Below are 25456 nucleotides of genomic sequence, written 5' to 3'. Positions count from 1 at the left end.
CGCGTTATGATAATTACGTTATTTAAAACGGCGATTTTAATTGCCATAAGTACTACGTTCGCGCTTTGTGCTGAGCTGACGCTAGCACAGGATGACGCTACATCAGAGAGCTATAAATTGGGTGCGGGAGACAAAATCAATATCCGCGTGTACGGCGAGGCTGACCTGACAGTAGAGACTACCCTAAGTGAAAGTGGCGTTATTAACTATCCGTTTCTAGGTGAAATCAATGCCAAAAATCTGACCACCGGACAGCTGGAGTCGATGATCACCGACGGTCTAAAAGGTGATTATTTGATCAGGCCCGTGGTCCGCGTGTCCATCAATGAATACCGCCCATTCTTTATAGATGGCGAAGTAAAAGTTCCCGGAGGCTACCCATACCAGCCAGGTCTCACGATAGGCAAGGCCGCTGCGCTGGCTCAGGGATTTACCGAAAGAGCCTCCAAGGAAAAAATATTTATTACCAGGACTCGCGGAGGAGCAGAACTTAAGTTTAAGGCTGATATCTCTACAGAGTTGCTCCCTGGAGATATTGTCACTGTGGAACAAAGGTTTTTCTAATGGAAGGCAAAACACGAACAGGAATGGATTCCTTCTCACCAGAGAACCATGAAGAGGACGAAGTTGATCTGCGTAAATATCTACAGATATTTATGCGACACAAGTGGACGATCCTCATATTTGGGGCTATTTCAGGAGTCATCGCACTCGGCGTGCTACTTTCGATGCCTACGAAGTATGAGGCCTCGGCGGTAATTAGTATTGATACCGGTCGGGCGAATGTGGTGGCTATTGATGACGTTTATGAAGGTGGGAATAAGACCTGGGAATACCTGCAGACGCAAGTCGAACTGATACAATCAAGGCAAATTGTCGGTAAAGTCATTGATCGCCTGGAGCTGCAGAATCGCACAGAATTCAATCCGGATCCTAAAGACGATACAGCTAGTTCGGATATTGACAGGCGGGTTGATGAAAGCCCTGGCGCACGCCCTATCGTAGGAGCCTCGAACATCCGTGACGATATACCCGCTCCCTACCAGAATGGATCCTCTGCCGGTCCTGCTATCGGCAGTATCGAAAATGATCTATTCAATAACACAGCGAGCATTACCTTTACCGATGATCTCTCCTCCTATGAGGAGCGGTTACGGCTATCGACAATCGAAGAAAATCAGAAAGGTCCAGTCGATGGGGACAAAAAAGAGCCGCGGGGTGCAGAGTTAGATAACGCTCAAAGCCAGGCTGAGTATGAAGATAATGACATCATTGTGAGTTTTCAAAAGCGCCTCAAAGTTGAAAATCTACCAAATACGCAGCTAATAAAAATCGAGTTTGTATCGGAGTCGGCCGAGCTTTCTGCCGAGGTGGCGAATGCTGTAGCTAATACCTATATTGACAGCCTGAAAAACACCGAGGGTGAAATGCGGGACCGAGCGAATACATGGTTAACAGCCAAGATCGATGGGTTGCGCACAACATTAGAGCAATCTGAGAAGGAGCTATTCGATTTCCGTTACGCTGAAAACCTGGTGGACTTGGAGGGAGTCCGCGGTATCGCGAGTAAAGAGTTAAATGACGCTACAGCACACCTTATGGAAACTCGGCGAGAGTTGCAGAAGGTTGCCAATACACGCAGTCAGCTACAAAGTAAAGCGCTTAACACGGATGACCTGATTTCTTTGCCGGTGACGCAGTCGAGCACCGTCATTCAGGGTATCAAAAAAATAGAGGCCGAAGCGCAACTCAATGTGTCGGAGCTTGCACTGCGCTATGGTCCAAAACACCCAAAAATGATTTCCGCCATTAGCGAATTACAAGCAATAAAAGCCCAGTTAAATAGTGAAATAGGACAGTTGGTTGCGGGTGTAGAAGGCGAGTACCAGGTCGCTCTGGCCAACGAAGCGGCGGCATTAAGAGACTTTGAGCGTGCCAAGTCCGAGTATCAACGACTGACTGGGAAAGAGGCAAGACATGCTGAATTGCAACGACAGGTGAAAATAGATAGAGACTTGTATAATACCTTTCTGACGCGATTGAGGGAAATGAATCAAGCTGGAGGATTTGATAGCGATAGTGCCCGCGTGGCCGATCCGGCCGTCACACCGCGACACCCAATAGATAAGAAAATCAACCTTATTGTCGCATTAGCTATCGTCTTAGGTTTAGGGCTTGGTGCTATGGCGGCAATGTTGCACGAGTTGGTTTATGACGGCGTTAAGAGTTCAGAAGATGTGGACGGCGTTCTGAGGCAAAATCTATTCGGCGTGATTCCTTTAGTCAAAAAAGTAGCCGATGCCGACGATGATCTACGCACATATTTCGATGCCAAGCAGTATCAGTTTAGCGAAGCCGTAAGGACCTTGCGCACTAGCCTCGTTTTGTACCACCTTGAGTCGAGCGGCCGGGTTATTTCCGTGACATCGTCGGTACCTGAGGAAGGAAAGACAACCGTTTCTATCAATCTCGCATTTTCCCTGGCGCAAATCGAAAGTGTGCTTTTGATAGACTGTGATTTGCGCAGGCCATCCATAGCAAGGGAATTTGGCATTCCCAAAAATCATCCCGGAATCACCGAACTGATTGCCGAGAACAATTCGCTTGATGAATGTATCTTCCATGACAAGGAGAGCGGATTGGATATCATGCCGGCGGGAACACTGCCTCCGGACGCGCAAAAAGTCATAGGGTCGGTATCTTTCGCTAACCATATCAAAGTACTGGCATCGTTATACGACCGTATCATTATCGATACTTCTCCGGTACGGGCTGTCAGCGACGCTCTCCTTGTCGGCAAACATGTCGATTCGCGGCTCTATGTCGTTAAGGCAAACGCAACCAGCAAGCGACTGATTAGAAGAGGTCTGGACCGATTTGCCAAGTCCGGTTTGGTGATTGACGGCGTAGTCGTTAATCAAATCGACGCAGACGGCGCGGAAGATGGTTATGATTATTACCGAGATCAATATGGCTATGGTAATCCTTCTGCGATCGCGGGGACCGATTTAGAGGGTGATGAGTCCGAAGAGAACAAAGTAATGGATGAAGCGAGCCCGGCAAGCGGATCGCCAGGTGACAGCGACGGGCAGGCAGCGAGGCCGAGTAAGCACAAACTTGACACTGTATGATAGACCTACATTGCCATCTGCTTCACGGCATCGACGATGGCGCTGGCACCATCGAGCAGGGCTTGGAGCTGGCACGGGCTGCAGTGGAGGATGGGATTACCCACGCAGTTGCAACACCGCATATCCATGCCGGGCGTTACGATAACAACGCCGACTCAATTGCCAGCGTATATAAGGTGTTCCGCCAGGCGCTGGAGCGGGAACACATACCTCTACATCTTGATTATGCTGCTGAGGTGCGCTTAAGCGCAGAACTGCCGGTATTACTGATGCAAGATAAGATCCCGTTTTTGGGTGAATGGGAGGGGAGTAAAGTTCTTTTGTTGGAGCTGCCGCATAGCCATATCCCGCCTGGTCTCGATCAGTTCCTGCGCTGGCTCAAGCAGCGAAATATTCGCGCGATGATCGCTCACCCGGAACGCAATAAGGATATACTGCGGCAGTTTCACAAGCTTGAGCGCCTACTGCGTCACGACTGCCTGTTCCAGGTTACCGCTACTTCGTTGAATGGCCAATTTGGAGAGGCTGCAATGTCCTGTGCGCAGCAGATGCTGAAGCGGGGTGTGATTACAGTCTTAGCCACGGATACGCACCACATAGTAAGACGGCCACCAAATTTGAGTGCCGGTCGCCAAGCTGCAGAAAAGATCGTTGGTGAGATGAAGTCATGGGAATTGGTTTGGGATAATCCACTAAAGATAGCCTCCTGCCAGTTTATCGACGGTTTGCCACCGGATTAGTGTGCAGCTTGATAGAAGCTTGATATCGAGTGTCTTGTGGCGGATAAGAGCTATTAGCAAGTTAAAGTTAAACATGTTTTTACTGACATCGTACGTAACGACACTAGCTCGTAATAGCCTGGGCTTTCGTGAGATTCAATTCGGCGGGGCCTCTCTGAAAAAGAGACAATGTTATTCATTTCCGCACGTTAGGCTAATTTGAGTAGCAAAAATAGCCGGTGTGTCGCCTGAGATTGGCCCGCTGGAAAGCGAGACAGAATGACCAAGAAGTAAAGCGCAAAGGACTGAAGATAGTAGAGAAGAGCGAATTATTAGAGAGGCTCTGATATGAAATGGATGATAATTTACGCGGCAGGTGCGTTGTCCACGCTATCACAGCAGTGTATTGAGTCCGGTATCAATCTCGAGAGTATAAGCTATTACTCGCATATAAACCCTTTTATTAATATGGCCAAGTTAAGTGAAGAATGGCGTCGGCCGAAAGAGAGTAGCAAGGCATATGTGCCACTTTCGTTGACAGAGGATCGATATGTAAAAGAACTGGAGGGCGATGGTGATCATGCTGTCTCTATCGTCTCTGTAAAATTCCAGAATCATTCATTTGGTGAGAGGCGGTACACACTGCTGTTCGATGGCGATGGCGATATAGAGTTCCATTATGTTAAACCAAAAATTATATCCAGAGGTGAAAACAGGATCGACGTTGAATTCGACGATAAAGTCGGGGCATTGGCATTGAGAATCGATGCTGTAAAAAGTGATGATCCGATTAGAAATATTCGTCTGGTACCAACAAAGAAGATATCTGATTTGTCAGATAAGGTTTATAACGAAAACTTCAAGGACCTGATACGGCCGTTTTCTGTTGTCAGGTTAATGGATTTTAATGTCACCAATAATAATAAACAGTCAGCCTGGGAAGATCGCCCGACAGTGAGTCAATACGGCCGCAATGCCGTAGCGCTCGAGGATATGGTCGCGCTTGCTAACGAATTGAAAGTGCGTCCATGGTTTAATATTCCGCACCTTGCCGACGACCGCTACGTAAGGCAGATGGCGGATTACGTTGCCGCCAATCTGGATCCGGAGCTATCTGTCTTTGTCGAGTACTCTAATGAAGTTTGGAACCATTCCTTCGAGCAAGCGCGTTGGGCATCGAAGCAGGCTGAGCGACAGGGTATTAGCCCGGAAAAGTTCTACGTTCTCAAGTCTGCGAGAGTTCTATCTATATGGCGGTCGGCATTTAATGATGACACGAGCCGTGTTAAAGGCGTGCTGGGGGCGCAGCTGGGCAATAGCTGGCGAACCAAGCAAATGCTTAAGAGTGTCGACGATCCTGATAGTACATTTGACGTACTTGCGGTCAATTATTATCTGGGTGGGATAGTGGGCTCACCGGAAATGGCAGAGCGAACCCTTGAGCTTGGAAATGCGGAACTGTTTGAGTATTTGGAAACTATAGAATTACCTAAGTTACGCGTAGCGCTTAGAGATCAGAAGAAACTTGCAAAGAAGCATGGCATGGAGCTCGTTGCTTATGAGGCAGGTCAACATCTAGTCGGTCATGGTGCGAGCGATGCACTGGGCGGTTACCTACCAGATAACGCTGAGCTAACCAGCAAGCTAATCGGCCTCAATCAGGACGCCCGTATTGCAGAACTTTACGACAAGATGATAGATGTGTGGCTTGAAGAAGGTGGTGGCCTAATTAATTGGTTTAGGCTGACAGGGAACAACGGAAAGTGGGGTTCATGGGGTATGGTGAATGTCAAAGATAGTTCTGCAGCGGGTTCCCCAAAATACCACTCGGTTTTAAAGCGCACTTGCGCGCGCTAGGACGCCAGTTTTAGGGTGCCCAGCAGCGCTAGCTCGTTCGGTTACGTATGGCTATTTGCGTTTCTCGCCATTGCCATGATTGCTTTTGTCAGAGAGGCTTCTTGCTACTAACACTATGAGAGTTCTCGTTCCTATCGCCGATGGCTCCGAGGAGATCGAGGTCGTAACCCTGGTGGATGTCTTGCGCAGGGCAGATGCTGACGTGTGCCTGGCATCGGTGATGTCGAATCGGCGCGTCGAGGCTTCCCGTGGCGTCGTCATCGAGGCCGACTGTCTGCTGCGGGACTGGGATCAGGATCCCTTCGATCTAATAGCCCTGCCTGGCGGTATGCCCGGTGCTGAACATTTGTCGAAGAGCGACCTTCTGCTGGAGCTACTTCGCCGGCAGCTCGAGTCAGGCCGGTGGCTCGGTGCTATCTGTGCGGCACCGGCTGTGGTCCTGGGGCGCAACGGGTTGATCAACGGCTTCCGCGCGACCTGTCATCGCGGCTTTCGGGATGAGCTCGCCGGGCAGGTCAGAGAAACTAGTGGCGAGGCGGTGGTAGTAGATCGCAACCTGGTTACCAGCCAGGCACCCGGGACGGCGTTGAGGTTTGCGCTGCAGTTGGTCAGTTGTCTGTACGGAGACGATGTGGCGAGATCTGTCGCAGATCCGATGCGGACAGATCTGGGGTAAAACGCGACCGTAATTTCCGCTTGGCTGAGTTTGGTGTATCCGTCACCAAATACCTAAGCCACATACTTAAAACAACGCCTGTAAGTATGCGGTACTTCCCTGTTCCGCTGAGCTTCGAATTGTTTCGGGGATTCGAAGCTCGAGTTAAAAATGCCAATATAGCGTTGCGCTCGCAATAGCCCTAAAGGACTAAATTACTATAAAAATAAATAAAAAAATATTTTGTCACTAGAGCAGCCCCTCAGAAATACACTTGGTCATCAGCTGGCCGGTATTCTTGCATTGTGATTTTTGTAGGATATTTTTGCGGTGATTCTTGACAGTGTTCGGAGATATACACAGTTCTGCAGCAATTTCAGTGCTGGTCATTCCCGTGGACATGAGTTTGATCACTTCCATTTCACGCTCGCTGAAAGGGGCGGCGATTAGTGAGCTGGAGGTATTGCTTGCCTTTGCATTGATGTTCAGGAATGAAGGTTCGCCCAGCATGCCAATGGCAGAGACCCGATAATTATTTTCGCTGGTCAGGTGGCTGATGTTGGTATGAATATTGAGCGCCTTTGACAGCCTGCCTTGGTCATCCGTATTCAGCACTATCGCCTGGTGATTGAAGAGCTGGTAGGAACCATCCGCCGTTTTAAAACGGAAACAGTAGGAAATCTTATATCGCGTACGTTTTTCCGGAGCTATCTGGCCATAGATCAGCTCAAACGCGGCAGTCTCCGCCTTGGAGACGAATTCCATATCATCGGGGTGTATCTGATCAAGAATATCCTGGAAGGTTACGGTTTGCGGATGCAGGCCATGAATCTCCTCGATCGACGGGCTGACGTATTGCAGGCTCATATCGGAGAAGTCGACGATGTAAAAATAGAAGGGGCCGTTACTGAATATTGTTGAAACCAGCTTATCCACTTCTACTTGCCGCAGCTCGACATTTTTGTTGCTGATGTGTTTTTTGGACTCTGTCCATACCGACTTCAGTAACTGAGTGTCTGGCTTCATGGATATCGTTTTTATTCTCGCTGATGATGCGGCGACCGTATGGTGACTGTCCGCTAGATGGCACCTAAAAAGTTGAGGCATATCACGTCAAAAAAGTGACATTCATCACAGTTTTTACTACAGCTGTGACAACAAATGCAACAACGTCCTTATTGCATTTTTGACCGCAGGGTTCGATGCAGTCGGAAGTGTCGGGCCTTGTTGTACAAGCGAATGCTTAGACAGCTTTGCGGCCGTAGGCAGTAGTGCAAATCCTGCCTTGCCATTATCGGCAGGCCGTCCCTTGCGCACTCCGCTGGCTATGTATCGGGAGCTATTTTTTTAGCAATAGGTGTCACCGTGACCAAGCGTATGGGGCGAGAGGTGACGAGCTACGCGCACCATGAAGCCGGCATTACCGCCGCGTTGGCGGCGGACGTTGCCAGCATTGGGCACAGTTCCTATGCCGGGCCGTCTTCGCATCGCTGGTTCAAGCGCACCGGCGCCTACCTGGTCCGACATTGCCGGCCGGCGAGACGGTGGTCGGTATGGCGAAGAACACTGAGGTGCTGACGGTTGCACAGAAGGCCAAGGCGATCCGCGTCGGCACCGATATGACGGGCAATTTCGGCAAGGCAAGCCGGCGTCAAATCGCTTTCGGCACCGACAGCGGCGTGTCCAGGCACGGTGAGAATGCGCGCTAGGCGGTACTGATGCATGAGGCGCGCATGGACAGCATGGCGATCATTCAGTCGGCTACCGTCAACGCCGCCGACCTGCTCGATATGAGTGATTCTCTCGGCATGCTGGAAGTGGGCAAGCCGCGGATATTATCGACACCTCTGGATTGCCGCTGGCGGATATCGAGGAGTTGCTGGATGTCGACTTCGTCATGACGGGCGGCAAGGTATTTATGCGCTAGCCGGAGACTATTGGCCAGCCAGGAAGAGAGAGCGCAAGGCTCTCTCTCTGGAGTTCGCTATCGGCTTCTGGACTCACTTCCAGAACTGCCACCACTTCTTGCTGTGCTCCTCGCGGGCAGCCTGACCTTTCTCAGAGCCTTTACCCAGTTCCTTCTGCTCCTGCTCGGCCTTTTTCGCCTGCTGCTTTTCGAAACCGCTGCGCTTTTCCTTGTCGCGCTGTTTGTCGGCTTTCATGGCCTTGTCCTTGGCTTCGTCCCCGGCCAGTTCCGCCTCTGCGCGGTTCGCCTTTGCCTCGATACGCTTCGCTTCGGCTTCGACACGCTTCTCGGCGGCCATCTGGCGATACTCCTCTGCCTTGGCTTCCCCGTCAGCGGCCTTGGCTTCCATCATTCCGTGATGTCCTTTCATCTGTTCGTGATGAGTTGTCATCTGCTCTCCCATCTGCTCGTGATGGGCTTCCATCTGCTCTTGGGAGGGCTTGCCTTTGTCGGCGGGCTTATCGGCCAGGGCCGGGGAAGTGGCCAGAGCTGCGGCTAGGGCGGTAAAAAGAAATTTATTCATCGGTGGCTCCAGTTTGTGGGCGTGATCAGTTTTTGTCGTGAGTCGGCGCTCCTCGATCATTTTGCGCCTCGCGGCGGGAATTGCAAAGGACGGCAAGGGGGTCGCTGACGCCCCACTGGCGAGTTGACAGTCGCTATCCAATGCGGGTTAGGACCAGCTTACTGGTGCACCCGCCGGAACTGAGATGGAAACACACAAAAGCTGCCGTTTTGACAACGAAGAATTTGAGCGAGCCGCGGGTAAAAAAGCGTTGCTTGGGAATGCGTGGGGCAACGGCCGGTATCGAGGAGGAATAATCGGAACAGCCTCAGGGCCGGGCTTCGCGCTGCGCGCTCGTTTCCAATTGCTTGCGCAATTGGTCGAACCACGTCGATGATACTGTTTCAAATGCATCCATGCATTTGACCCTTCGGGTGCCTTCGGCAGACCAAAACGCTCCCGGCGTTTTGTCATCCGGCCACTCGGCACCATAAAAAAAGCCCCACCCTTGCGGGTGAGGCTTTTTGTATGGTGCCCAGAGGCGGAATCGAACCACCGACACGGGGATTTTCAATCCCCTGCTCTACCGACTGAGCTATCTGGGCTTCGCTGTTTGCCAGGCTGTCCCCGGCGGCGAGGCGCGTATTAAACCTGCTCCCCGGAGCCGAGTCAAGCCTTTGATTGCTAAATAGTTTTCCCTGTTAGTGAGCGCTCACTTTTTAGTCGTTTTTGTCCTCTTCGGGAGGCACATAACCCTCCGCCTCATCGTAGGCTTCGCCGCTCAGGAACTTCTGCATCTGCTCGCTCAAGTAGGCACGGCTGGACGGCTCCATCATATTGAGGCGCTTCTCGTTGATCAGCATGGTCTGGTGGGCCATCCACTCCTGCCAGGCTTTCTTGGAGATATTGTCGAAAATATCCAGTCCCTTGGGACCGGGGAAGGGAGGCGCGTCCAGGCCTTCCATTTCCTGTTGATACTTGCGGCAGAATACGGTTCTGGACATGGACATCTCCTCGAGTCAATCGGCGGTACATGGGGTCAGCAGCGGCGACTGCAGTGCCAACAGCTGTTTGGCCAGCTTTACGATCGGCGCCGGCAGCCCCAGTTCCTGTGCCGCGCGGGCGCGGTTGAGTCGGCGCAGTTTATACCAGCCGCCGCCGGTCTCCGCCACCTGCGTGGGCACTTTGTGCAGCTGCACCCACACCGGGCTGATATCCAGATGGAAGTGGGTGAAGGTGTGACGCAATTGCGGCAGCGCCTGAACCTGCGTTGCGTGCAGTTCGCGCACGGCCAGCCATTCCTGCACGCTGGCCTCGCCGCCGTCGTCCTCGTCCAGTTGCGGCGGGCACCAGAGGCCGCCCCAGATACCCGTGGGCGGCCGCTGCTGCAGATAGATTTCGCCTTCGCACTCGAGCAACAGCATGGTGGCGCAGCGTACCGGTTTCTCCTTGCGCGGTTTCCTGCCCGGGTAATCCTGCGGGTTGCCCTGGGCGCGCGCGATGCAGGCATCGGCCAGTGGGCACTCCCCGCAGCGGGGCTTGCTGCGGGTGCAGAGCGTTGCGCCCAGGTCCATCATGGCCTGGGTATAGTCACCGGTGCGCTGTTGTGGGGTGTAGCGCTCTGCGATTTCCCAGAGTCGCTTGGCCACGGCGCTCTGTCCGGGCCAGCCGTCGACGGCGTGGAGGCGGGCCAGGACCCGCTTGACGTTACCATCCAGGATCGGCGCCTTCAGGTCCATGCTGATGCTGGCGATGGCACCGGCGGTGGAGCGCCCGATACCCGGTAGCTCCGCCAGCGCCTCGACATCGCGTGGGAATTCGCTGCCGTGCTCGTTCAGCACCGTCTGCGCGCACTTGTGCAGGTTGCGCGCGCGGGCGTAGTAGCCGAGGCCGCTCCAGTGGGCCAGTACGTCATCCAGTGGCGCCCGGGCCAGGTGCTCCAGGGTCGGGAAGCTGGCCATAAAGCGCTCGAAGTAGGGGATCACGGCAGTGACCTGGGTCTGCTGTAGCATGATTTCCGACACCCACACCCGGTAGGGGTTGATGTCCAGCTGCCAGGGCAGGTCCTTGCGGCCGTGGCGGTCGAACCAGCCCAGGACCGCCCGCTGAAACTGCTGCGGGCGGAGCGGCGAGTGCTCAGTCACGCTTGAACAGCCCCTTGAACTTGTCCTTCAGCTCGTCGACTTTTTCCTGGACCTTATCGCCGTATTTTTTCTCGGCTTTGTATTTCAGTTCGTCGCGCACCAGGTCGTCGAGACGGCGGCTGTCCGGTTTGCAGCTGGTGGCGCCGGCATCGGCAAAGCTGTCTTTGCAGCGCAGCGGCAGCGGACGATTGCGCCAGCGGTCGTTCTTCACGGTGCAGCCGTCGGCGGAAGTGCGCTCGCCGACCAGGGCCATGCCGAGGGCGAAGTCGAATTCCTGCTTTTCCAGGTCGATCACGCCGTCGCCGGTCACGGCGATATTCTCGACACCGGCGAGCACTTCCTGAATGGTGGCCTTGTCGCCCTTGATGGCGATATTGACGCGCAGGTCCTGCAGGCGGGTGCTCGCCGGCCAGTCGCGCTCCGGCAGCGGCGTCTTCTCCGCGTAGCTGACCAGCTGGCACATGCCTTTTTCCAGGTTGAACGGCGCCAGGGACAGCTGGTCGCTGGACAGCTGTACCGCGGCGCGCAGCTCCTTCTGCAGTTGCAGCGTATCGCTGCCGCTGGTCTGAGCGGCCCAGTTGATGGTGGCCTTGCCGGACAGCTGCACGCGCTCGCTCGGGAACAGGGCCTGCTGCACCTGGGAAATTTCCACGTCGGCGAGGCCACCGGTGAGTTCGGCTTCGGCGGACTTGCCGCGGGCATTGAAGCGGCCGTTGCTGCTGAGTTCGCCGCCGTACAGGTCGGCGGACAGTTTCTGTAGCTGATAGAGGCCGTTGTCGACGGTCAGTTGCAGCTGGGGCCGATCCATCTGCAGCTCGACCGCCTGCAGCCGCTCGAGCGACAGGTCCAGGTTGGCGTTGAAGCCGCGCATCGCGGTCAGTGGCAGTGGTACCGGCTCCGCATCCGCTTCCGTCGCCGCGGTAGCTTCTTCCTGTGGCTGCTTGGCTTCCGGTGCCGGCGGTGGCAGATAGTCGTCCAGTACCAGCGTGCCGCCGCGCAGATTCAAGTCCAGTCCCGGCATTTCGGCGTTGCGCAGCTGCGCGCTGCCGGCGAAGACGGTGTCATCCAGCTGCAGTTGCAGCGGCGTCAGATCGAGTTTCCGCTCCGTGCCCTCGACACTGGTTTCCAGGCTCAGTTTCTGCAGTACGGCGCCGCTTTGCGTGACCAGTTCGGTGCCGGTGACGGCCAGCCACGGGCGCAGTGGCTCCACATCGGCATCCACGTTCATCTGTATCTGCCACGGCTGATCGGCCGCGCTGCGGCGCACGTGGCCGCGCAGATGCAGTGTGGCTGCGGCTTCACCGCTGTTCATGGAGAGTTCCAGAGGCTGCAGGCGCAGACCATGCAGGCCTTCGTCCAGTGCCAGGGTGCTGTCGACGGCGATATCCACAGGCTGTTGCAGGGCGCTGCCGCTGATCCGGGCGCTGGCCTCTACCATGCCCGGCTCGCCGCCGGGCACCAGGTTGTCCGCGGCCACGCGCAGCTGTTCCACGCTGTATTCCGTCTTGTTGCTGTCATCGCGGTAGTTCAGGCGGCCGTCTTCGATGCGCAGCTTCTCCAGCGCCAGGTGCAGATCCTGTTTGGGTTTGTCCTCGGGAATCTCCAGTTTGGGCGGCTGCTGCTCGGCCTGTTGTTGCTGCGCTTCCATGGCCTCGCTGAGCAACTCCCAGTTGCCGCGGCCCTGCTCGTCGACGCTGAGGTCGATCTGGGGCGACACCAGGACAATCTCCTGGGCCTCGATGCGCTTCTTGAGCAGCGGCATCAGCGCTACGCCCACGGCGATCTTGTCGGCGCGCACGAGCGGTTGCTCCGGCTGTGGCAGTGGTGCCAGCTGCACGCCCTGCAGTTCGAGTGCGACATTCGGCCACAGCTGCCAGCCGATATCGCCGTCAAGTTTCAGGGCGATACCCTGCTCGGCGGCCAGCTGTTCCAGCTGCGGCTTGTACTTGTTGACGTCCAGGCCGGCCAGCAGCCAGGCGACGGCGCCGGCGAGCAGCAGGAAGACGACAAGAAGGGCGACAAATGTGCGCTTGATCCAGGCCATGGAGTGAATAATCCCTGTTTGTTATCGAGAGGCTTGTTGGGAAAGCTCTATCGTGAGACGCCGGACCACAGTCCGGTGTTCCCGATTAAGGCCGCTTCGAACGGCTTTTATCCGCGTATTGTAGGAGATACAGCCCCCGCGCGGACAGGCGGGGGCTGTTAGTCAGCTCACAAGAGGCCAATTGAAGCAGTTGCGGCTCAGAAAATAAACCGCACGCCGGCCTCGACACTGCGCCCCATCTCCGGCGCGAAGTCCCGCAGCAGCGAGGTGGAATTGCGGATTTCCTCGTCCAGCAGGTTGCGTGCGCTGGCGAACAACACTGTATCGCTGCCACCTACCTTGATGTTGTAGCGCGCGGTCAGGTCCATGCGGGTATAGCCGTCGGTGGCTTCCTCGAAGGCGCCTGGGCGGTTCTGGTCGAAGGCGTGGGTGGTGCGCCACTCCCAGTTCCACTGGCTGTAGTCGCCGCCCAGGGCCAGGCCGGTGCGCAGCGGCGGCATGCGCGGCACGTCGCGGCTCTCACCTTGCGCCGCGGCGCTCCCCGGGTCACTGTCGAACTGGGCGCGTACGCTGTCGCCGAAAAGGGTGAGGAAGTGGCCGCCCGCCAGCGGGAATTTCACCGAGGCCTCGGCGCCGTAGAAAGTGGCGTCGCGGTTGGTGTAGGCGTAGATGGGGAATTCGCTCTCTGCATCTTCCAGACCGGTATTCTGGGCGTAGATGTAGTCGCCCACCTGGTTGTAGAACAGGTTGGCCTCTACCCGCGCGGCGTGCCAGCCGCTGGCCTCCTCGTTGTGGTGGTGGTAGCCCAGCTCCCAGTTCACCGAGTTCTCGGTGTCCAGGTCGGCGTTGCCGAGAATAAAGCGGGATTCCGCCAAGTGGGCGCCGTTGGCGTACAGCTCTTCGGCCACCGGTGCGCGCTCGGCACTGGTGAGGCCCAGGCTCACGTGCTGGTGCTTGGCCAGGAAGTACTGGATGGCGCCGCTGGCGCTGACCAGGTTGAAGTCGCGGTCGTCACCGAGTTCCGGGCTCACTTCCACCCGCTCCAGCCGGCCGCCCAGGTCCAGGTGCCAGTTGGCCCAGCTGCGCTCTTTCATCACGAAGGCGCCGGCGCTGCGGGTGTTGGAGGGCTGGATAAAGGCCTCGTCGCCGATGGCGGAAAAGTCCTTCTCCGACAGCTGCAGTCCGTAGGCGCCGCGCCACTCGCCGCCGGCGTCGTGGGTCAGCTCAATGCGGCTTTCCCAAGCGTCGCTGCTAAAGCGGGTACCGGGCTCGCCCTCTTCCAGCTCCACGTGCTCGTAGTCGTTGTGGCCCAGGCGTACGCTGAGCTTATCCCAGTAGTCGTCTTCGAAGCGGTGCTCGCCCTTCAGGTCGTAGCGGGTCTGGGTCATGTCGATGCGCACCGCCTCGGGGCCTTCCTCCTCGCCGGCATGGGCGGCGTGTTCCGCGGCGGTCTCGCCGTCGTGGGCCTCTTCCTCGTGGGCGTGGGTGCCGAACGGGATGCCGTAGTTCTTGCCGGTCTTGTTCACCGACAGGCCGATGAAGCCGCTGTCGGTGATCCAGGAGGCGCCGCCGCTGTAGCTGTGGCCGCGACCGCTGGTGTTGCCCACGAAGCCGTCGGTGTTGAACTCCTCTTCTTCGGCGTGCACCTCGCTGGTTGCGGGCGCTTCACCGGCGTGCGCGTCTTCCTCATGGTGGCGGATGGCCAGCCCGGGGATCTGCGTGTCGCCGTTCTCGCGATAGGTGCCGTCCAGGTACCAAGCCAGCTGGCCGGCGCCGCCGCCCAGGCGAAAGACGCCGGCGTCCTGGCGGTTGCCGGTGTCGTGGCGCATCTCGAGTGCCCCTTCCATCTCTTCGGGCACCTGGGTGGGGATGCGCCTATCGATCACGTTCACGACGCCGCCGATGGCGCCGCTGCCGTAGCGCAGGGCGGCCGGGCCGCGCAGTATCTCGATGTGCTCGGCCAGCAGGGCCTCGACGCTGCTGGCGTGGTCGGCACTGGTGTTGGAGGCGTCGGCCACGTCCAGGTTGTCGTTCAGCACCTTGACCCGGTTGGCTGACTGGCCGCGGATCACCGGTAGGCCTACCCCGCCGCCGAAGGAGGCGTTGGCCACGCCCAACTCGTCGCGCAGGGTGTCGCCCAGGGTGGCGGCGGCCTTGTCGCGCAGCTCGTCGCCGGCCAATACCGACACGGGCGCGGCCACGGCGTCGGCGGGCTTGTCCAGTGGCGATACGGTTACATTGACCTCTTCCAGGGATTGACCGGTAGCGGTGGATGCGTTGGTTGCGGGAACGGTCAGGGCGCCGGCGATCGCCAGGGCCAGCTTGCTGGTCTTGTTCATCTGTTGTTATTCCTGTCACAGGGGGCGGACACCGCGCACACGGGGCCGTCACGCCAAGCAAATTTATCGGTGTTGTGGTTTAAGCGGGTGACAGGAGGGGTGGTGGGCCGCGGGCGGCCTGACGCTCGGGCTGGCTGTCGCCTGGCACCGGTGCGCTCTGGCGCAGGTAGTGGGCAACCGGTGCCGGAAGGGCCACGCGGTACTCGCTGCCGGCGGCGGTGGACAGCTGGTGGAAGGACAGGTCGCACAGCTCGTGCGAGGGATCCACGAAATGGACATGCTCCGCCAATACCGGCTGTGCCGCGATCAATGCGATCAGCAGCAACAGGCTGGCCCAGAAACGGGATTTTTGGCGGGTGTGAATGATCATGCAGCGTATGATATTTGTCCGCGGTACGGAATCAAGTTTCATCTGACACTATCCGGTCACAGGGAGCCCCATTCGTCCTATAATTCGCGCCTCCTGTCTTATCGCCTGAAAAGAGGACGGCTTCCCGATGCGCAAGGCCAGCGTCAACCGCGACACCCTGGAAACCAAGATCACCGTCAGCGTCAACCTGGACGGTGACGGCCGTGGTCAGTTCGACACCGGGGTGCCCTTTCTCGAGCATATGCTCGACCAGATTGCCCGCCACGGCATGATCGACCTGGATATCTCCTGCGACGGCGACGTGCATATCGACGACCACCACACGGTGGAGGACATCGGCATCACCCTCGGCAAGGCGATCACCGAGGCGCTCGGCGACAAGAAGGGCATGACCCGCTACGGCCACAGCTACGTGCCGCTGGACGAGGCACTGTCGCGGGTGGTGATCGACTTCTCCGGTCGCCCGGGGCTGGTCATGGACGTGCCATTTACCCAGAAGCGCATCGGCAACTTCGATACCGAGCTGTTCTATGAGTTCTTCCAGGGCTTCGTGAATCACGCCCTGGTGACTCTGCACATCGACTGCCTGAAGGGGCACAACGCCCACCACCAGGTGGAGACGGTGTTCAAGGCCTTCGGCCGCGCGCTGCGCATGGCGCTGACGCCGGATCCGCGCATGGCCGGCACCATGCCGTCCACCAAGGGCGTGCTGTGATGCCCTCTTCAAGGCAAAAAATAGCGGTGCTCGACTACGGCATGGGCAACCTGCACTCGGTGGCCAGCGCCCTGCAAAAGGTCGCGCCCGCCGACGAGGTGGTGCTGGCGACCACGCCGGAGCAGGCCCAGGGCGCCGACCGCCTGCTGGTGCCGGGTGTCGGCGCCATTCGCGATTGCATGGCGGGTTTTGTCGAGGCCGGTTTTGTGCCGCTGCTGCGCGACGCCATCGATTCCGGCCTGCCGGTGCTCGGTATCTGCGTCGGCATGCAGATCATGATGCGCCGCAGCGAGGAGAACAACGGTGTCGACTGCCTGGATATTTTCCCGCAGCCGGTGAAGTTTTTCGGCGCTGGCCTGCGGGAAAACGATGAGCGCCTGAAAGTCCCCCATATGGGCTGGAACCGCGTCGAACAGACGCGCGCGCACCCACTGTGGAGCGATATCGAGGATGGCAGCCGCTTCTATTTCGTACACAGTTACTATGTGCCCGCCGAGAACAATGCGGATGTCGCCGGGCGGACCGAATACGGCGTCTCCCTCGCCGCCGCGGTGGCGCGCGAGAATATTTTTGCCACCCAGTTCCACCCGGAAAAGAGTGCGGATGCGGGCCTGCAGCTGCTGAAGAACTTTACCGCCTGGAACGGCCGCACTTAGGTTGTCCGCGCTTGCGATGCCGCCGCTGCTCCGCTGCGGCACTGACACCGCCGCCAGGATTTACATTTACTGCCGATTGAAAGACTGACCATGATCGTAATTCCCGCAATTGACTTGAAAGACGGCCAGTGTGTGCGCCTGCGCCAGGGCGAGATGGAAGACGCCACTGTCTTCTCCGATGACCCGGTTGCTACCGCCGAGCACTGGCTCAGCCAGGGTGCCAAGCGTCTGCATATCGTCGACCTCAACGGCGCCTTTGCCGGCAACCCCGTCAATGCCGACGCCGTTAACAGCATCGCCCGTCAGTTTCCCCAATTCCCCATCCAGATCGGTGGTGGCATTCGCGACCTGAAAACCATCGAATGGTATCTGGACGCCGGGGTTACCTGGAACATCATTGGCACCGCTGCGGTAAAGAATCCCAAGCTGGTCAAAGAAGCCTGTAAAGAATTTGAAGGCCACATCATCGTCGGCCTCGACGCCAAGGACGGGTTTGTCGCCACCGAGGGCTGGGCCGAAGTTTCCGATGTAAAAGCCACCGAGCTCGCCAAGCAGTTTCAGGACTGTGGTGTCAGTGCCATCGTCTATACCGACATCGCCCGCGACGGAATGATGCAGGGCGTAAATATCGAGGCCACACTGGAAATGGCGCACGCCGTGCAGATCCCGATAATCGCCTCCGGCGGTGTCAGCAGTATCGAGGATATTCGCCAGCTACTCGAAGCCGGTGAAATCTATGGGGCCATTACCGGCCGCGCGATCTACGAAGACAAGCTGAACCTGCACGAGGCGCAGCAGCTCTGCGATGACTGGGACAAATAAGATGGGCCTCGCGAAACGCATAATCCCCTGCCTGGATGTTGACGCCGGCCGCGTGGTGAAGGGCGTGAACTTCGTCGATATCCGCGATGCGGGCGACCCGGTGGAAATCGCGCGCCGCTACAATGAGGCCGGTGCCGACGAAATCACCTTTCTCGATATCACCGCCACCCACGAAGAGCGCGATACCACGCTACACACCGTGGAAAAGATGGCTTCGGAAGTCTTTATTCCGCTGACCGTCGGCGGTGGTGTGCGCACCCTGCAGGACATTCGCAACCTGCTCAATGCCGGTGCCGACAAGACGGCGATCAATTCCGCCGCGGTAAAGAATCCCGAATTCGTACGCGAGGCCGCCGAGCGCTTCGGCAGCCAGTGCATCGTCGTTGCCATCGATGCGAAGCAGGTGGCGGATAACCGGTGGGAAATCTTCACCCACGGCGGTCGCAAGCCCACCGGCATAGATGCGGTTGCCTGGGCGAAACAGATGGCCGAGCTTGGCGCCGGCGAAATCCTGCTGACCAGCATGGACAGGGATGGCACCAAGAACGGCTTTGATCTGGCGCTGACCCGCGCGGTTACCGACGCGGTGCCGGTGCCGGTGATTGCATCCGGCGGCGTCGGCAATCTGCAGCACCTCGCCGACGGCGTGTTAAAGGGTGGTGCCGATGCGGTGCTGGCCGCGAGCATTTTTCACTTTGGAGAATACAGCATCGCCGAGGCGAAGAAATATATGCAGGATGCGGGCATCGAAATGCGGCTCTAGTTTTTTTCTGGCACCTATAAAAATCTTTACGTCTTTCCGTTACTTTCCCGCTTGGACTGGATAAGCTGTTCAGTGAATTTCGATGCTGAATATCCTGTCTTTTGCGCACTCACTTGGCTCTATTCGGGGCAGCGTGGTCATGATGGGCTAAACTTCTTCGTTGGATGTATGGAAGTGAGTTTTCGCCTATTTAATCAATGGTCCAATAACACCCGAATCCCGACTCACTCTCTCGAAACAGGTAGGGCTGCCGTTTTTTCGATGGAATGGACAAGCGAGTCCACCAGAGTCGAATTGTGAAGCCGGATCGCCAGTAAGGGCGCCGGGAAAATGTAAGTGGCCACAATACCGGCGCCGGTATATGAAAAATACCTGTGCCGATGCCAAGGAGCGGCCGTATTACTTATTTTACTTTTTCTTCCAGCGCCTATTCCCCTGAAGATAGGGAGGCCGCATTCGCAGAGGTTTATTCGCCGATCTGCGGTGTGGAGATACAGGGTGTCGGGCGCGATGGTACTGTCGAGGCCGCCGGACTGGAGATGCCCCAGGTTGCCGTCGCACAGCTCCAGATATCCCCACATCAGTCGAGACGCACATACAGCCATATTGCGGATGGCGATGATTCGCTGATGCTGGTTATGCCCACTTCCGGTAACGCAACTTTTTCATTTCGCGACAAGCAGCCTGAAACCTTCGCTCCCGGGCAAGTTTACCTGGCTCCATTGGAAGATCCTTTCGAGGCAGGGTGTAGCGATTTCCTTAATGTAACGTCAATAAGTCTGCCAGGAAAAATATTCGAACGTCGTCTGGCGGACCCTGATTCGGTGATTGCGAAAAAGAGTACGCCGACAGATTCCGCTAGCTTGACTCTGCTGCTGCGTTACGTCGCAGATCTTGTCGATGCGCGAGAAAAAATATCTGCGCAGGCTGCAAGTGTTGCCTCATTGCATATACAGGATCTGGCTGCGCTCGTTCTGCAGGTAGATGCCGAGACAGAGCATGCGGCAAGAAATCGCGGCTTGAAAGAGGCCCGGTTCCGCGCGGTTCGCCACTACATTTATGAAAACCTGAAGAATCCAGAGCTGAACGTCGATCGCGTGGCTGCCCATCTTCATATCTCTCCTCAATATGTTCGCAAGATGTTCTATGACGCCGGCATGTCGTTTTGTGACTATCTCATCGGTCTGCGCTTGGATTGGGTTTATCGGCAACTATTGATCCCTGCTTTTCCTCGTGAAAGTGTCTCCGCTCTTGCGTATAAGGTGGGCTTCAACAATCTCGCCTGGTTCAATCGTGCCTTCAAGCGCCGCTTTAATTTGACACCGTCTGAAGTCCGAGCCAATTCGAGTTCTGGAGAAGCTAGCTGAAAGCGGTGAATAAACTCTTCTGGAAGAAATCGCTCTATGGATTAATGGCGTGCAGCGAAATAAGCTGAAGTGAGCTTACAAAATCTCAGTGGAATAGAGATCCTCAGTGTCACGCCAGGCCAAGTTTTTCTGACAGATATTGCTCGATGAGCGTGATGAATATTTCCAGGCAGGAGCTGCGTATAAACAACCTTGCACATACGACTGCGACTGGAGCGAGGTATTTGTGATTAGAGTTTTCCTACGCAGGGGTGGCGTCTAATTTAAGCGGTAGGTTATCTGTAGTATTCAGTATCACAATTTGTAGTAACCCGTATAAGCACCGCCTGTTCGTAATTTGTTTAATAGGTACTGCGTTCCGATAAGTTCCAAATCGAACTTATGGCGCAGGCCTTGGGGCTGACCGGGACGGTTGGCTGGCAGTTCGTCATAGGGAAATGGCGGTTCCAGGGCAGCTTGAATTCTGGGCGATGGCTTGAGGCGTCAGGTTTTCCTGACGCCTTTTTTATTGCTGGCGCGGTCAGGCTGCCGTCGATGCGTTTTGCATCTGGTCATATCGGAAGGTGAATCCGCATGGGAATTTTTTAAAGGCTCTGACCGTCGGGCTGGGGAGTGGTTAGCGGAACTGTTTTCGCCAGCGCTTGGCGCGCAGGCTGCCAAACGGGTGAATGACGGCGCCGTTGCCGGCCGGGGTTGCGTCGGTATCTTGGCTGTGGGAAAAGTAAATGCGTACCGCGCGCTCGGCCTCGCCGCGGCAGGTGAAGGGCCCAAAGCAGGCGCCGCCGCGCACCTGGAAGTACCAGTCATCTCCCACTTTGTAGAAGCGATCGGAACGTGGGGGAAGGGGCTGCCCCTCTTCGCCGGCGCGATACTGCTGCATAACCACCTACCAAAACCGTGCACGAACATAACTCGCGCGGTTTCGTTAACTGCCGAAAGGGCGAATACAGGGTTTCGCCCGGTACTTCCGTGGCGGGATCAATCTGCGCGCGCTACACGCTCCCGCAATCCCCTCTCCCTCTGCGCGTAAAGGTTTAAACCCTTGAGCACATTGAGTGCCTCGAATATCTGGTTGTCGCGATCATACCAGTCGTCGCGGTTCTCTTGTTCTTTAGCGCGATCAGCCGCGTTGCGATCCTTGCCGCCGTTGCCATTGCCGAGGTGGCCGGCCAGGTCGGCTTCGGTGGAGCGGGCGCGCTCCTGCAGCCGGGTTACCTTGACCCGCTCGACGACGATATCCGGGGTTATGCCCTGGGCCTGAATCGAGCGGCCATTGGGCGTGAAGTAGAGCGCGGTGGTCAGCTTGATTGCGCGTTCGTTGTTGATCGGAATCACCGTCTGCACGGAACCTTTGCCGAAGCTGTCGGTACCCATCACCACTGCGCGGCGGTGATCCTGCAACGCGCCGGCGACGATTTCCGCCGCGGAGGCAGAGCCTGCGTTGATCAGTACCACCAGCGGCGCGCCCTCGGTCAGGTCGCCGGGTTCGGCGGAATAGCTGAGGTTGGAGGATTCGGCGCGCCCTTCGGTGTAGACCACCAGGCCCTCTTCAAGAAATACGTCGGCCACTTCCACCGAAGACTGCAGCACGCCGCCGGGGTTATTGCGCAGGTCGACGATCAAGCCTTTCAGCTTGCCGGCTTTCTGCAACTTGCGGACCTCCCGCGCGACATCGTTGCCGGTGTCCAGCTGGAACTGGCTGATGCGCAGGTAGCCGTAGCCATCGTCGATAATTTTTCCGCGCACGCTGCGCACACGCACGGTGTCGCGCTTCAGGGTCACTTCGAAGGGTGCCTTGTAACCCTTGCGCGCGATCGTCAGGGTGACGCTGCTGCCCTTGGGCCCGCGCATGCGCTCTACCGCCTCGTCGAGGCTGACCCCTTTCATGGATTTGCCGGACAGGCGCAGGATGATGTCGCCGGCCTTCAGCCCGGCGCGGGCGGCCGGGGTGTCGTCCATCGGCGTGACCACAGTGATATGGTTGTTCTCGATACCCACCTCTATGCCGAGGCCGGCAAACTCGCCGGTGGTATTGGCTTGCAGGTCGTCGAAGGATTCACGATCCAGATAGGACGAGTGCGGATCAAGGCCCTGCAGCATGCCCTTGATTGCATACTCAAGCAGGGTGCTGTCGTCCACTTCTTCGATGTAGCCCTGGCGGATCTGTTCGAATACTTTGGCGAAGCTGCGCAAGTCTTCAAGCGGCAGACGGCTTGTAGTTTCTGGAATCAGTTGTGGCGTGGTACCGCCTTCGCTCAGCCCCATCAGGGGCAGTGCGGTGAGGGCGGCTGCGCCGATAAAAGTGGTCAGCGCTTTGGGCGTGAACATGTCGTTGAAACCTCTGCCTTATTTCTTCGCTTCTTTGCGAAAGTGTAGACCGCGGCGGCAGGCAGGGTTTTTAAGTTGGCGGCTGACTCAACCGCGCGATTTTATTAGGAGCGACCGCCGCAGGTCGCCCCGATAGAGTGGAATTGTCAGCGGCACCAGCGGGTGGGATCCTGCGGCTTGCCGCGGTGGCGGATTTCGAAGTAGACACCGCTGTGCGTCAGTCCGCCACTGTTGCCTACGCGGGCAACCGTATCGCCACTCTCGACCCACTCACCGAGGCTGCGGGTCAGCGACTGGTTGTGCGCATAGAGACTCATATAGCCGTCGCCGTGATCCAGAATCATCAGCATGCCCTGGCCGCGCAGATAGTCGGAGAACACCACGCGGCCGCGGTGAATGGCACGCACCGGCTCGCCCTCGTTGGCGCGGATGGTGATGCCCTTCCAGGTGATGCCGTTAGCGCGGCGTTGGCCGTAGGCGTTGGCGCGACGACCCTTGACCGGCCACTGCATGCGCCCACGCTGTTTGGCGAACGGCTGCTGATCCTGGGGGCTCACCAGGGAGGCGATGGCGCGGCCCACTTCGTCCACCAATTTCTGCAGGCGCGAGCGATCGTTCTTTAACTGCTGTAGCTCACCGCTCTTGTCCGCCAGTCGCGCCGCCAGCTTGTCCAGCGTCCTGCTCCTGTCGCGCTGTGCACCGCGCAACTGGGTTTCCCGGTCCTGCAACTGTCGGCGTTCCCCGTCGAGCGTATCGCGTTCGCGCTCGATCGAGGTACTGACGGTCTGCAGGGAGGTGAGGGTGTCGAGGTAGTCGTCGATGACGCGGCTGCGTTCTTGGAGGAAGTATTCGTGGTAGCGGAGTTGGCGGGCGATGTCTTGTGGGTCTTGCTGGTTCAGGAGCAGTTTGATCTGCTCCTGTCTGCCGAGTCGGTAAGCGGCGGCGACTTCCTGCTCGACCCGCCGCTGCATACTTCGCCGCGATTCCTCCAGCTGCTGCTGTTCCTGTTTCAGCTCCTGCAGCTTGTCAGTGCGGCTGCGCATGTCCCGCTTGATCTGGTCGATGCGCTTGTGCAGTTCCGAGATATCCTTCTCGTTCTTCTCCAGGTCCTTCAGCAGCTGGTCGCGCTGACTGCGCACCTGGTTCAGCTCTGCCTGCAGCGACTCGATACGCTGCTTGATTTCGGCGAGACGCGCCTGCTGGTCCTCGTCCGCGGCCGCTTGCGACCAGGCGGGCAGGGACAGCAGTGCGAAAAGAATTATGGCGAAATATTTCATTGGTCGAATTGCACCAGACTGTGGCCGGTCATTTCCGCCGGTTGCGGCAGGTTCATTAACGCTAACATGGTCGGAGCGACGTCCGCCAGGCTGCCACCATCACGCAGGCGCACGTTGCGCTCACCAATATAGACGAACGGCACCGGCAATGTGGAGTGCTGGGTGCTGACCTGGCCGGAACCGGCGTCGAACATCTCCTCGACGTTGCCGTGGTCGGCTGTGATCAGTACCTCCCCGCCGGCGGCCAGGGCCGCGTTCACTACCCGGCCGACACAGACATCCAGCGCTTCCACCGCCTTTACCGCGGCCTCGAACACGCCGGTATGGCCGACCATATCGCCGTTGGCATAGTTACAGATGATCGCGTCGTAGGTGCCGCTGTCGATGGCGGCCACCAGTTTTTCGGTAACCTCCGGCGCACTCATTTCCGGCTGCAGGTCGTAGGTGGCGACGTTCGGCGACTTGATCAGTTCGCGGGTCTCCCCGGCGAAGGGCTCCTCGCGGCCGCCGCTAAAGAAGAAGGTCACGTGGGCGTACTTCTCGGTCTCGGCGATGCGCAGCTGGGTCTTGCCCTCGGCGGCCAGGTATTCGCCGAAAGAGTTCACCAGGTTTTCCGGCGGGAAGGCGCAGCTGGCCTGGATATCCGCCGCATATTCGGTGGTCATGACGAAATCCGCCAGCTTTGGCGTGACGGCGCGATCGAAGCCGGAGAAATCCGCCTCGGTGAAGGCGCGGGTCAGCTGGCGCGCGCGGTCCGGGCGGAAGTTCATGAAAATGAGCGCATCGCCGTCTTTGATCGGGGCCGCGGCGCCGACCAGGGTCGGGGCGACGAATTCGTCGTTTTCGCCGCGCTCGTAGGCGGCGGCCAGGCCGGCGAGGGCATCCTCAGCCTGATACTTGGCTTCGCCGCGGGTCAGCAGGTCGTAGACGGACTGGGTCCGATCCCAGCGCTGGTCGCGATCCATGGCGAAATAGCGTCCGGCCATGGTGGCGATGCGCGCGGTGCCGACGGCGTCGCACACCTGAATCACACGCGCCAGGGACGGTTCGGCGCTGCGCGGCGGCGTGTCGCGGCCGTCGAGGAAGGCGTGGACATAGATTTCCGTGGCGCCGCGCTGGGCTGCCAGGGTCACCATCGCAATTATGTGGTCCTCATGGCTGTGCACGCCACCTTCGGACAGCAGGCCCATGATATGGACGGCGCCATTGTTGGCGATGGCTTTGTCCACCGCCGCCGTATAGGTGGGATTGCGGAAGAAGTCGCCGTCCTTGATCGCCTTGTTGATACGGGTGTAGTTCTGGTAGACGACCCGGCCGGCGCCGAGGGTCATGTGGCCCACCTCGGAGTTACCCATCTGCCCTTCCGGCAGGCCCACCGCCATGCCGGACGTCTGGATCAGCGTCTTGGGCCTGGTCGCCCAGATCTGGTCCCAGACCGGCGAGTCGGCGGCGTGAATGGCGTTGTGCTCGGGATTGTCGCTGTGGCCGAAGCCGTCCAGGATCAACAGGACCAGGGGACGTTTGTGCGGTTGTTGCGGAGCGGCCATAGCGAAAGGTTTCCTCTGCCGGTGTGGATTCATTCGGGGACGCGGATTTTAACCCGTTTGTGCACCCTTTAACCACGTCCGCTGCGGAGGAACCCGGATCCAGTGTGCCCTGCTGTGAAAAGGTGTTGGTCTGGTTAAGATTTCGCCACAATCGTGTATACTCCCGCCGCATTGGGCGCCGCTGGCACCACTGACAATAAAACGAACGATGCGGCGCGGGGATGCGCCGACGCCGGCCACGGCCGGCGCGAGCC

General features: G+C 57.8%; 23 protein-coding genes and 1 tRNA gene. 12 read left to right on the top strand and 12 right to left on the bottom strand.

What is annotated here, in order from left to right; all coding sequences use genetic code 11:
* Nucleotides 1–6 precede the first annotated feature (6 nt).
* The 5 genes from BLW36_RS09495 (at nt 7) to BLW36_RS09475 (ending at nt 6383) form a co-directional block, all read left to right on the top strand.
* Nucleotides 7–564 carry a polysaccharide biosynthesis/export family protein gene (locus tag BLW36_RS09495; RefSeq protein ID WP_091387633.1) on the top strand — a complete coding sequence of 186 codons (558 nt, stop codon included), beginning with the start codon at nt 7–9 and terminating at the stop codon, nt 562–564.
* The gene (locus BLW36_RS09490; protein ID WP_091387631.1) at nt 564–3131 is read left to right on the top strand and encodes a GumC family protein; all 2568 of its coding nucleotides are present in this window, start codon (nt 564–566) and stop codon (nt 3129–3131) included. Before BLW36_RS09495 ends, BLW36_RS09490 begins: the two co-directional genes overlap by 1 nt.
* Nucleotides 3128–3871, top strand: a complete 744-nt coding sequence (locus tag BLW36_RS09485) for a tyrosine-protein phosphatase (RefSeq protein WP_091387629.1) — start codon at nt 3128–3130, stop codon at nt 3869–3871. Before BLW36_RS09490 ends, BLW36_RS09485 begins: the two co-directional genes overlap by 4 nt.
* A 327-nt stretch (nt 3872–4198) precedes the next feature.
* A complete protein-coding gene (locus BLW36_RS09480) occupies nt 4199–5707 on the top strand; it encodes a hypothetical protein (RefSeq protein ID WP_091387627.1) in 1509 nt (502 codons plus the stop codon).
* 115 nt (nt 5708–5822) lie between these two features.
* Nucleotides 5823–6383 carry a DJ-1 family glyoxalase III gene (locus tag BLW36_RS09475; RefSeq protein ID WP_091387624.1) on the top strand — a complete coding sequence of 187 codons (561 nt, stop codon included), beginning with the start codon at nt 5823–5825 and terminating at the stop codon, nt 6381–6383.
* Between the two features lie 228 nt (nt 6384–6611).
* Here the strand turns inward: BLW36_RS09475 and BLW36_RS09470 are convergent, their stop codons facing one another.
* A complete protein-coding gene (locus tag BLW36_RS09470) occupies nt 6612–7388 on the bottom strand; it encodes a LuxR C-terminal-related transcriptional regulator (protein ID WP_170833177.1) in 777 nt (258 codons plus the stop codon).
* A gap of 527 nt (nt 7389–7915) precedes the next feature.
* Here BLW36_RS09470 and BLW36_RS17415 point away from each other — a divergent pair.
* The gene (locus BLW36_RS17415; protein WP_211567176.1) at nt 7916–8071 is read left to right on the top strand and encodes a hypothetical protein; all 156 of its coding nucleotides are present in this window, start codon (nt 7916–7918) and stop codon (nt 8069–8071) included.
* Nucleotides 8072–8080: 9 nt separating this feature from the next.
* On the top strand, nt 8081–8263 hold the full coding sequence (locus BLW36_RS17410; RefSeq protein ID WP_211567175.1) for a hypothetical protein: 183 nt from the start codon (nt 8081–8083) through the stop codon (nt 8261–8263).
* Nucleotides 8264–8362: 99 nt separating this feature from the next.
* On the opposite strand, the gene BLW36_RS09460 is transcribed toward BLW36_RS17410, so the two are convergent.
* The 7 genes from BLW36_RS09460 to BLW36_RS09430 form a co-directional block, all read right to left on the bottom strand.
* Nucleotides 8363–8851 (bottom strand): hypothetical protein, encoded by a 489-nt coding sequence (locus BLW36_RS09460; RefSeq protein WP_139304853.1) that lies wholly within the window; start codon nt 8849–8851, stop codon nt 8363–8365.
* A 508-nt stretch (nt 8852–9359) separates the two neighbouring features.
* A tRNA-Phe gene (locus BLW36_RS09455) sits at nt 9360–9435 on the bottom strand.
* A 114-nt stretch (nt 9436–9549) separates the two neighbouring features.
* Nucleotides 9550–9834, bottom strand: coding sequence for an oxidative damage protection protein (locus BLW36_RS09450; protein WP_091387619.1), 285 nt, complete (start codon nt 9832–9834; stop codon nt 9550–9552).
* Between the two features lie 15 nt (nt 9835–9849).
* A complete protein-coding gene (gene mutY, locus BLW36_RS09445) occupies nt 9850–10974 on the bottom strand; it encodes an A/G-specific adenine glycosylase (RefSeq protein WP_091387616.1) in 1125 nt (374 codons plus the stop codon).
* Entirely contained in the window at nt 10967–13018 is a 2052-nt protein-coding gene (locus BLW36_RS09440; RefSeq protein ID WP_091387614.1) for an AsmA family protein, read from the bottom strand. Before BLW36_RS09440 ends, mutY begins: the two co-directional genes overlap by 8 nt.
* 197 nt (nt 13019–13215) lie before the next feature.
* Nucleotides 13216–15357, bottom strand: a complete 2142-nt coding sequence (locus BLW36_RS09435; RefSeq protein WP_091387611.1) for a TonB-dependent receptor — start codon at nt 15355–15357, stop codon at nt 13216–13218.
* 79 nt (nt 15358–15436) lie between these two features.
* Nucleotides 15437–15769: a hypothetical protein gene (locus tag BLW36_RS09430; RefSeq protein WP_139304852.1), complete on the bottom strand. Its 333-nt coding sequence runs from the start codon at nt 15767–15769 to the stop codon at nt 15437–15439.
* Between the two features lie 85 nt (nt 15770–15854).
* Between BLW36_RS09430 and hisB the strand changes: the two genes are divergently transcribed.
* From hisB to BLW36_RS09405, 5 genes are all read left to right on the top strand, one after another.
* Nucleotides 15855–16442 carry an imidazoleglycerol-phosphate dehydratase HisB gene (gene hisB, locus BLW36_RS09425; RefSeq protein ID WP_091387607.1) on the top strand — a complete coding sequence of 196 codons (588 nt, stop codon included), beginning with the start codon at nt 15855–15857 and terminating at the stop codon, nt 16440–16442.
* The gene (hisH, locus tag BLW36_RS09420; RefSeq protein WP_091387605.1) at nt 16442–17098 is read left to right on the top strand and encodes an imidazole glycerol phosphate synthase subunit HisH; all 657 of its coding nucleotides are present in this window, start codon (nt 16442–16444) and stop codon (nt 17096–17098) included. The genes hisB and hisH overlap by 1 nt, the downstream gene beginning before the upstream one ends.
* A 90-nt stretch (nt 17099–17188) precedes the next feature.
* On the top strand, nt 17189–17920 hold the full coding sequence (gene hisA, locus BLW36_RS09415) for a 1-(5-phosphoribosyl)-5-[(5-phosphoribosylamino)methylideneamino]imidazole-4-carboxamide isomerase (protein ID WP_091387603.1): 732 nt from the start codon (nt 17189–17191) through the stop codon (nt 17918–17920).
* A 1-nt stretch (nt 17921) separates the two neighbouring features.
* On the top strand, nt 17922–18683 hold the full coding sequence (gene hisF, locus BLW36_RS09410) for an imidazole glycerol phosphate synthase subunit HisF (protein WP_091387602.1): 762 nt from the start codon (nt 17922–17924) through the stop codon (nt 18681–18683).
* A 380-nt stretch (nt 18684–19063) separates the two neighbouring features.
* Nucleotides 19064–20050, top strand: coding sequence for a helix-turn-helix domain-containing protein (locus BLW36_RS09405; protein WP_091387600.1), 987 nt, complete (start codon nt 19064–19066; stop codon nt 20048–20050).
* A gap of 616 nt (nt 20051–20666) precedes the next feature.
* Here BLW36_RS09405 and BLW36_RS09400 read toward each other — a convergent pair.
* The 4 genes from BLW36_RS09400 to gpmI all read right to left on the bottom strand — a co-directional run bounded on the left by BLW36_RS09400 (nt 20667) and on the right by gpmI (nt 25202).
* Entirely contained in the window at nt 20667–20930 is a 264-nt protein-coding gene (locus tag BLW36_RS09400) for a DUF6316 family protein (RefSeq protein ID WP_091387599.1), read from the bottom strand.
* Nucleotides 20931–21028: 98 nt separating this feature from the next.
* Nucleotides 21029–22378 (bottom strand): S41 family peptidase, encoded by a 1350-nt coding sequence (locus tag BLW36_RS09395; protein ID WP_091387597.1) that lies wholly within the window; start codon nt 22376–22378, stop codon nt 21029–21031.
* A gap of 146 nt (nt 22379–22524) precedes the next feature.
* On the bottom strand, nt 22525–23655 hold the full coding sequence (locus tag BLW36_RS09390) for a murein hydrolase activator EnvC family protein (RefSeq protein ID WP_091387595.1): 1131 nt from the start codon (nt 23653–23655) through the stop codon (nt 22525–22527).
* Entirely contained in the window at nt 23652–25202 is a 1551-nt protein-coding gene (gene gpmI / locus BLW36_RS09385; RefSeq protein WP_091387593.1) for a 2,3-bisphosphoglycerate-independent phosphoglycerate mutase, read from the bottom strand. The genes BLW36_RS09390 and gpmI overlap by 4 nt, the downstream gene beginning before the upstream one ends.
* Between the last annotated feature and the right edge of the window lie 254 nt (nt 25203–25456).

The organism is Microbulbifer marinus, assembly GCF_900107725.1.
Lineage (GTDB): Bacteria > Pseudomonadota > Gammaproteobacteria > Pseudomonadales > Cellvibrionaceae > Microbulbifer > Microbulbifer marinus.
This window is presented reverse-complemented; position numbering and strand designations above follow the sequence as displayed.

Bases quoted from the DNA above. Each gene is read 5' to 3' on its own strand.
- BLW36_RS17415 (WP_211567176.1), top strand. From the start codon at position 7,916: ATGGCGAAGAACACTGAGGTGCTGACGGTTGCACAGAAGGCCAAGGCG.
- hisH (WP_091387605.1), top strand. From the start codon at position 16,442: ATGCCCTCTTCAAGGCAAAAAATAGCGGTGCTCGACTACGGCATGGGC.
- BLW36_RS09490 (WP_091387631.1), top strand. From the start codon at position 564: ATGGAAGGCAAAACACGAACAGGAATGGATTCCTTCTCACCAGAGAAC.
- BLW36_RS09480 (WP_091387627.1), top strand. From the start codon at position 4,199: ATGAAATGGATGATAATTTACGCGGCAGGTGCGTTGTCCACGCTATCA.
- BLW36_RS09485 (WP_091387629.1), top strand. From the start codon at position 3,128: ATGATAGACCTACATTGCCATCTGCTTCACGGCATCGACGATGGCGCT.
- BLW36_RS09450 (WP_091387619.1), bottom strand. From the start codon at position 9,834: ATGTCCAGAACCGTATTCTGCCGCAAGTATCAACAGGAAATGGAAGGC.
- BLW36_RS09405 (WP_091387600.1), top strand. From the start codon at position 19,064: ATGCCAAGGAGCGGCCGTATTACTTATTTTACTTTTTCTTCCAGCGCC.
- gpmI (WP_091387593.1), bottom strand. From the start codon at position 25,202: ATGGCCGCTCCGCAACAACCGCACAAACGTCCCCTGGTCCTGTTGATC.
- BLW36_RS09435 (WP_091387611.1), bottom strand. From the start codon at position 15,357: ATGAACAAGACCAGCAAGCTGGCCCTGGCGATCGCCGGCGCCCTGACC.
- hisB (WP_091387607.1), top strand. From the start codon at position 15,855: ATGCGCAAGGCCAGCGTCAACCGCGACACCCTGGAAACCAAGATCACC.
- hisA (WP_091387603.1), top strand. From the start codon at position 17,189: ATGATCGTAATTCCCGCAATTGACTTGAAAGACGGCCAGTGTGTGCGC.
- BLW36_RS09400 (WP_091387599.1), bottom strand. From the start codon at position 20,930: ATGCAGCAGTATCGCGCCGGCGAAGAGGGGCAGCCCCTTCCCCCACGT.
- BLW36_RS09475 (WP_091387624.1), top strand. From the start codon at position 5,823: ATGAGAGTTCTCGTTCCTATCGCCGATGGCTCCGAGGAGATCGAGGTC.
- BLW36_RS09495 (WP_091387633.1), top strand. From the start codon at position 7: ATGATAATTACGTTATTTAAAACGGCGATTTTAATTGCCATAAGTACT.
- BLW36_RS09430 (WP_139304852.1), bottom strand. From the start codon at position 15,769: ATGAAACTTGATTCCGTACCGCGGACAAATATCATACGCTGCATGATC.
- BLW36_RS09470 (WP_170833177.1), bottom strand. From the start codon at position 7,388: ATGAAGCCAGACACTCAGTTACTGAAGTCGGTATGGACAGAGTCCAAA.
- BLW36_RS17410 (WP_211567175.1), top strand. From the start codon at position 8,081: ATGCATGAGGCGCGCATGGACAGCATGGCGATCATTCAGTCGGCTACC.
- hisF (WP_091387602.1), top strand. From the start codon at position 17,922: ATGGGCCTCGCGAAACGCATAATCCCCTGCCTGGATGTTGACGCCGGC.
- BLW36_RS09460 (WP_139304853.1), bottom strand. From the start codon at position 8,851: ATGAATAAATTTCTTTTTACCGCCCTAGCCGCAGCTCTGGCCACTTCC.
- BLW36_RS09395 (WP_091387597.1), bottom strand. From the start codon at position 22,378: ATGTTCACGCCCAAAGCGCTGACCACTTTTATCGGCGCAGCCGCCCTC.
- BLW36_RS09390 (WP_091387595.1), bottom strand. From the start codon at position 23,655: ATGAAATATTTCGCCATAATTCTTTTCGCACTGCTGTCCCTGCCCGCC.
- BLW36_RS09440 (WP_091387614.1), bottom strand. From the start codon at position 13,018: ATGGCCTGGATCAAGCGCACATTTGTCGCCCTTCTTGTCGTCTTCCTG.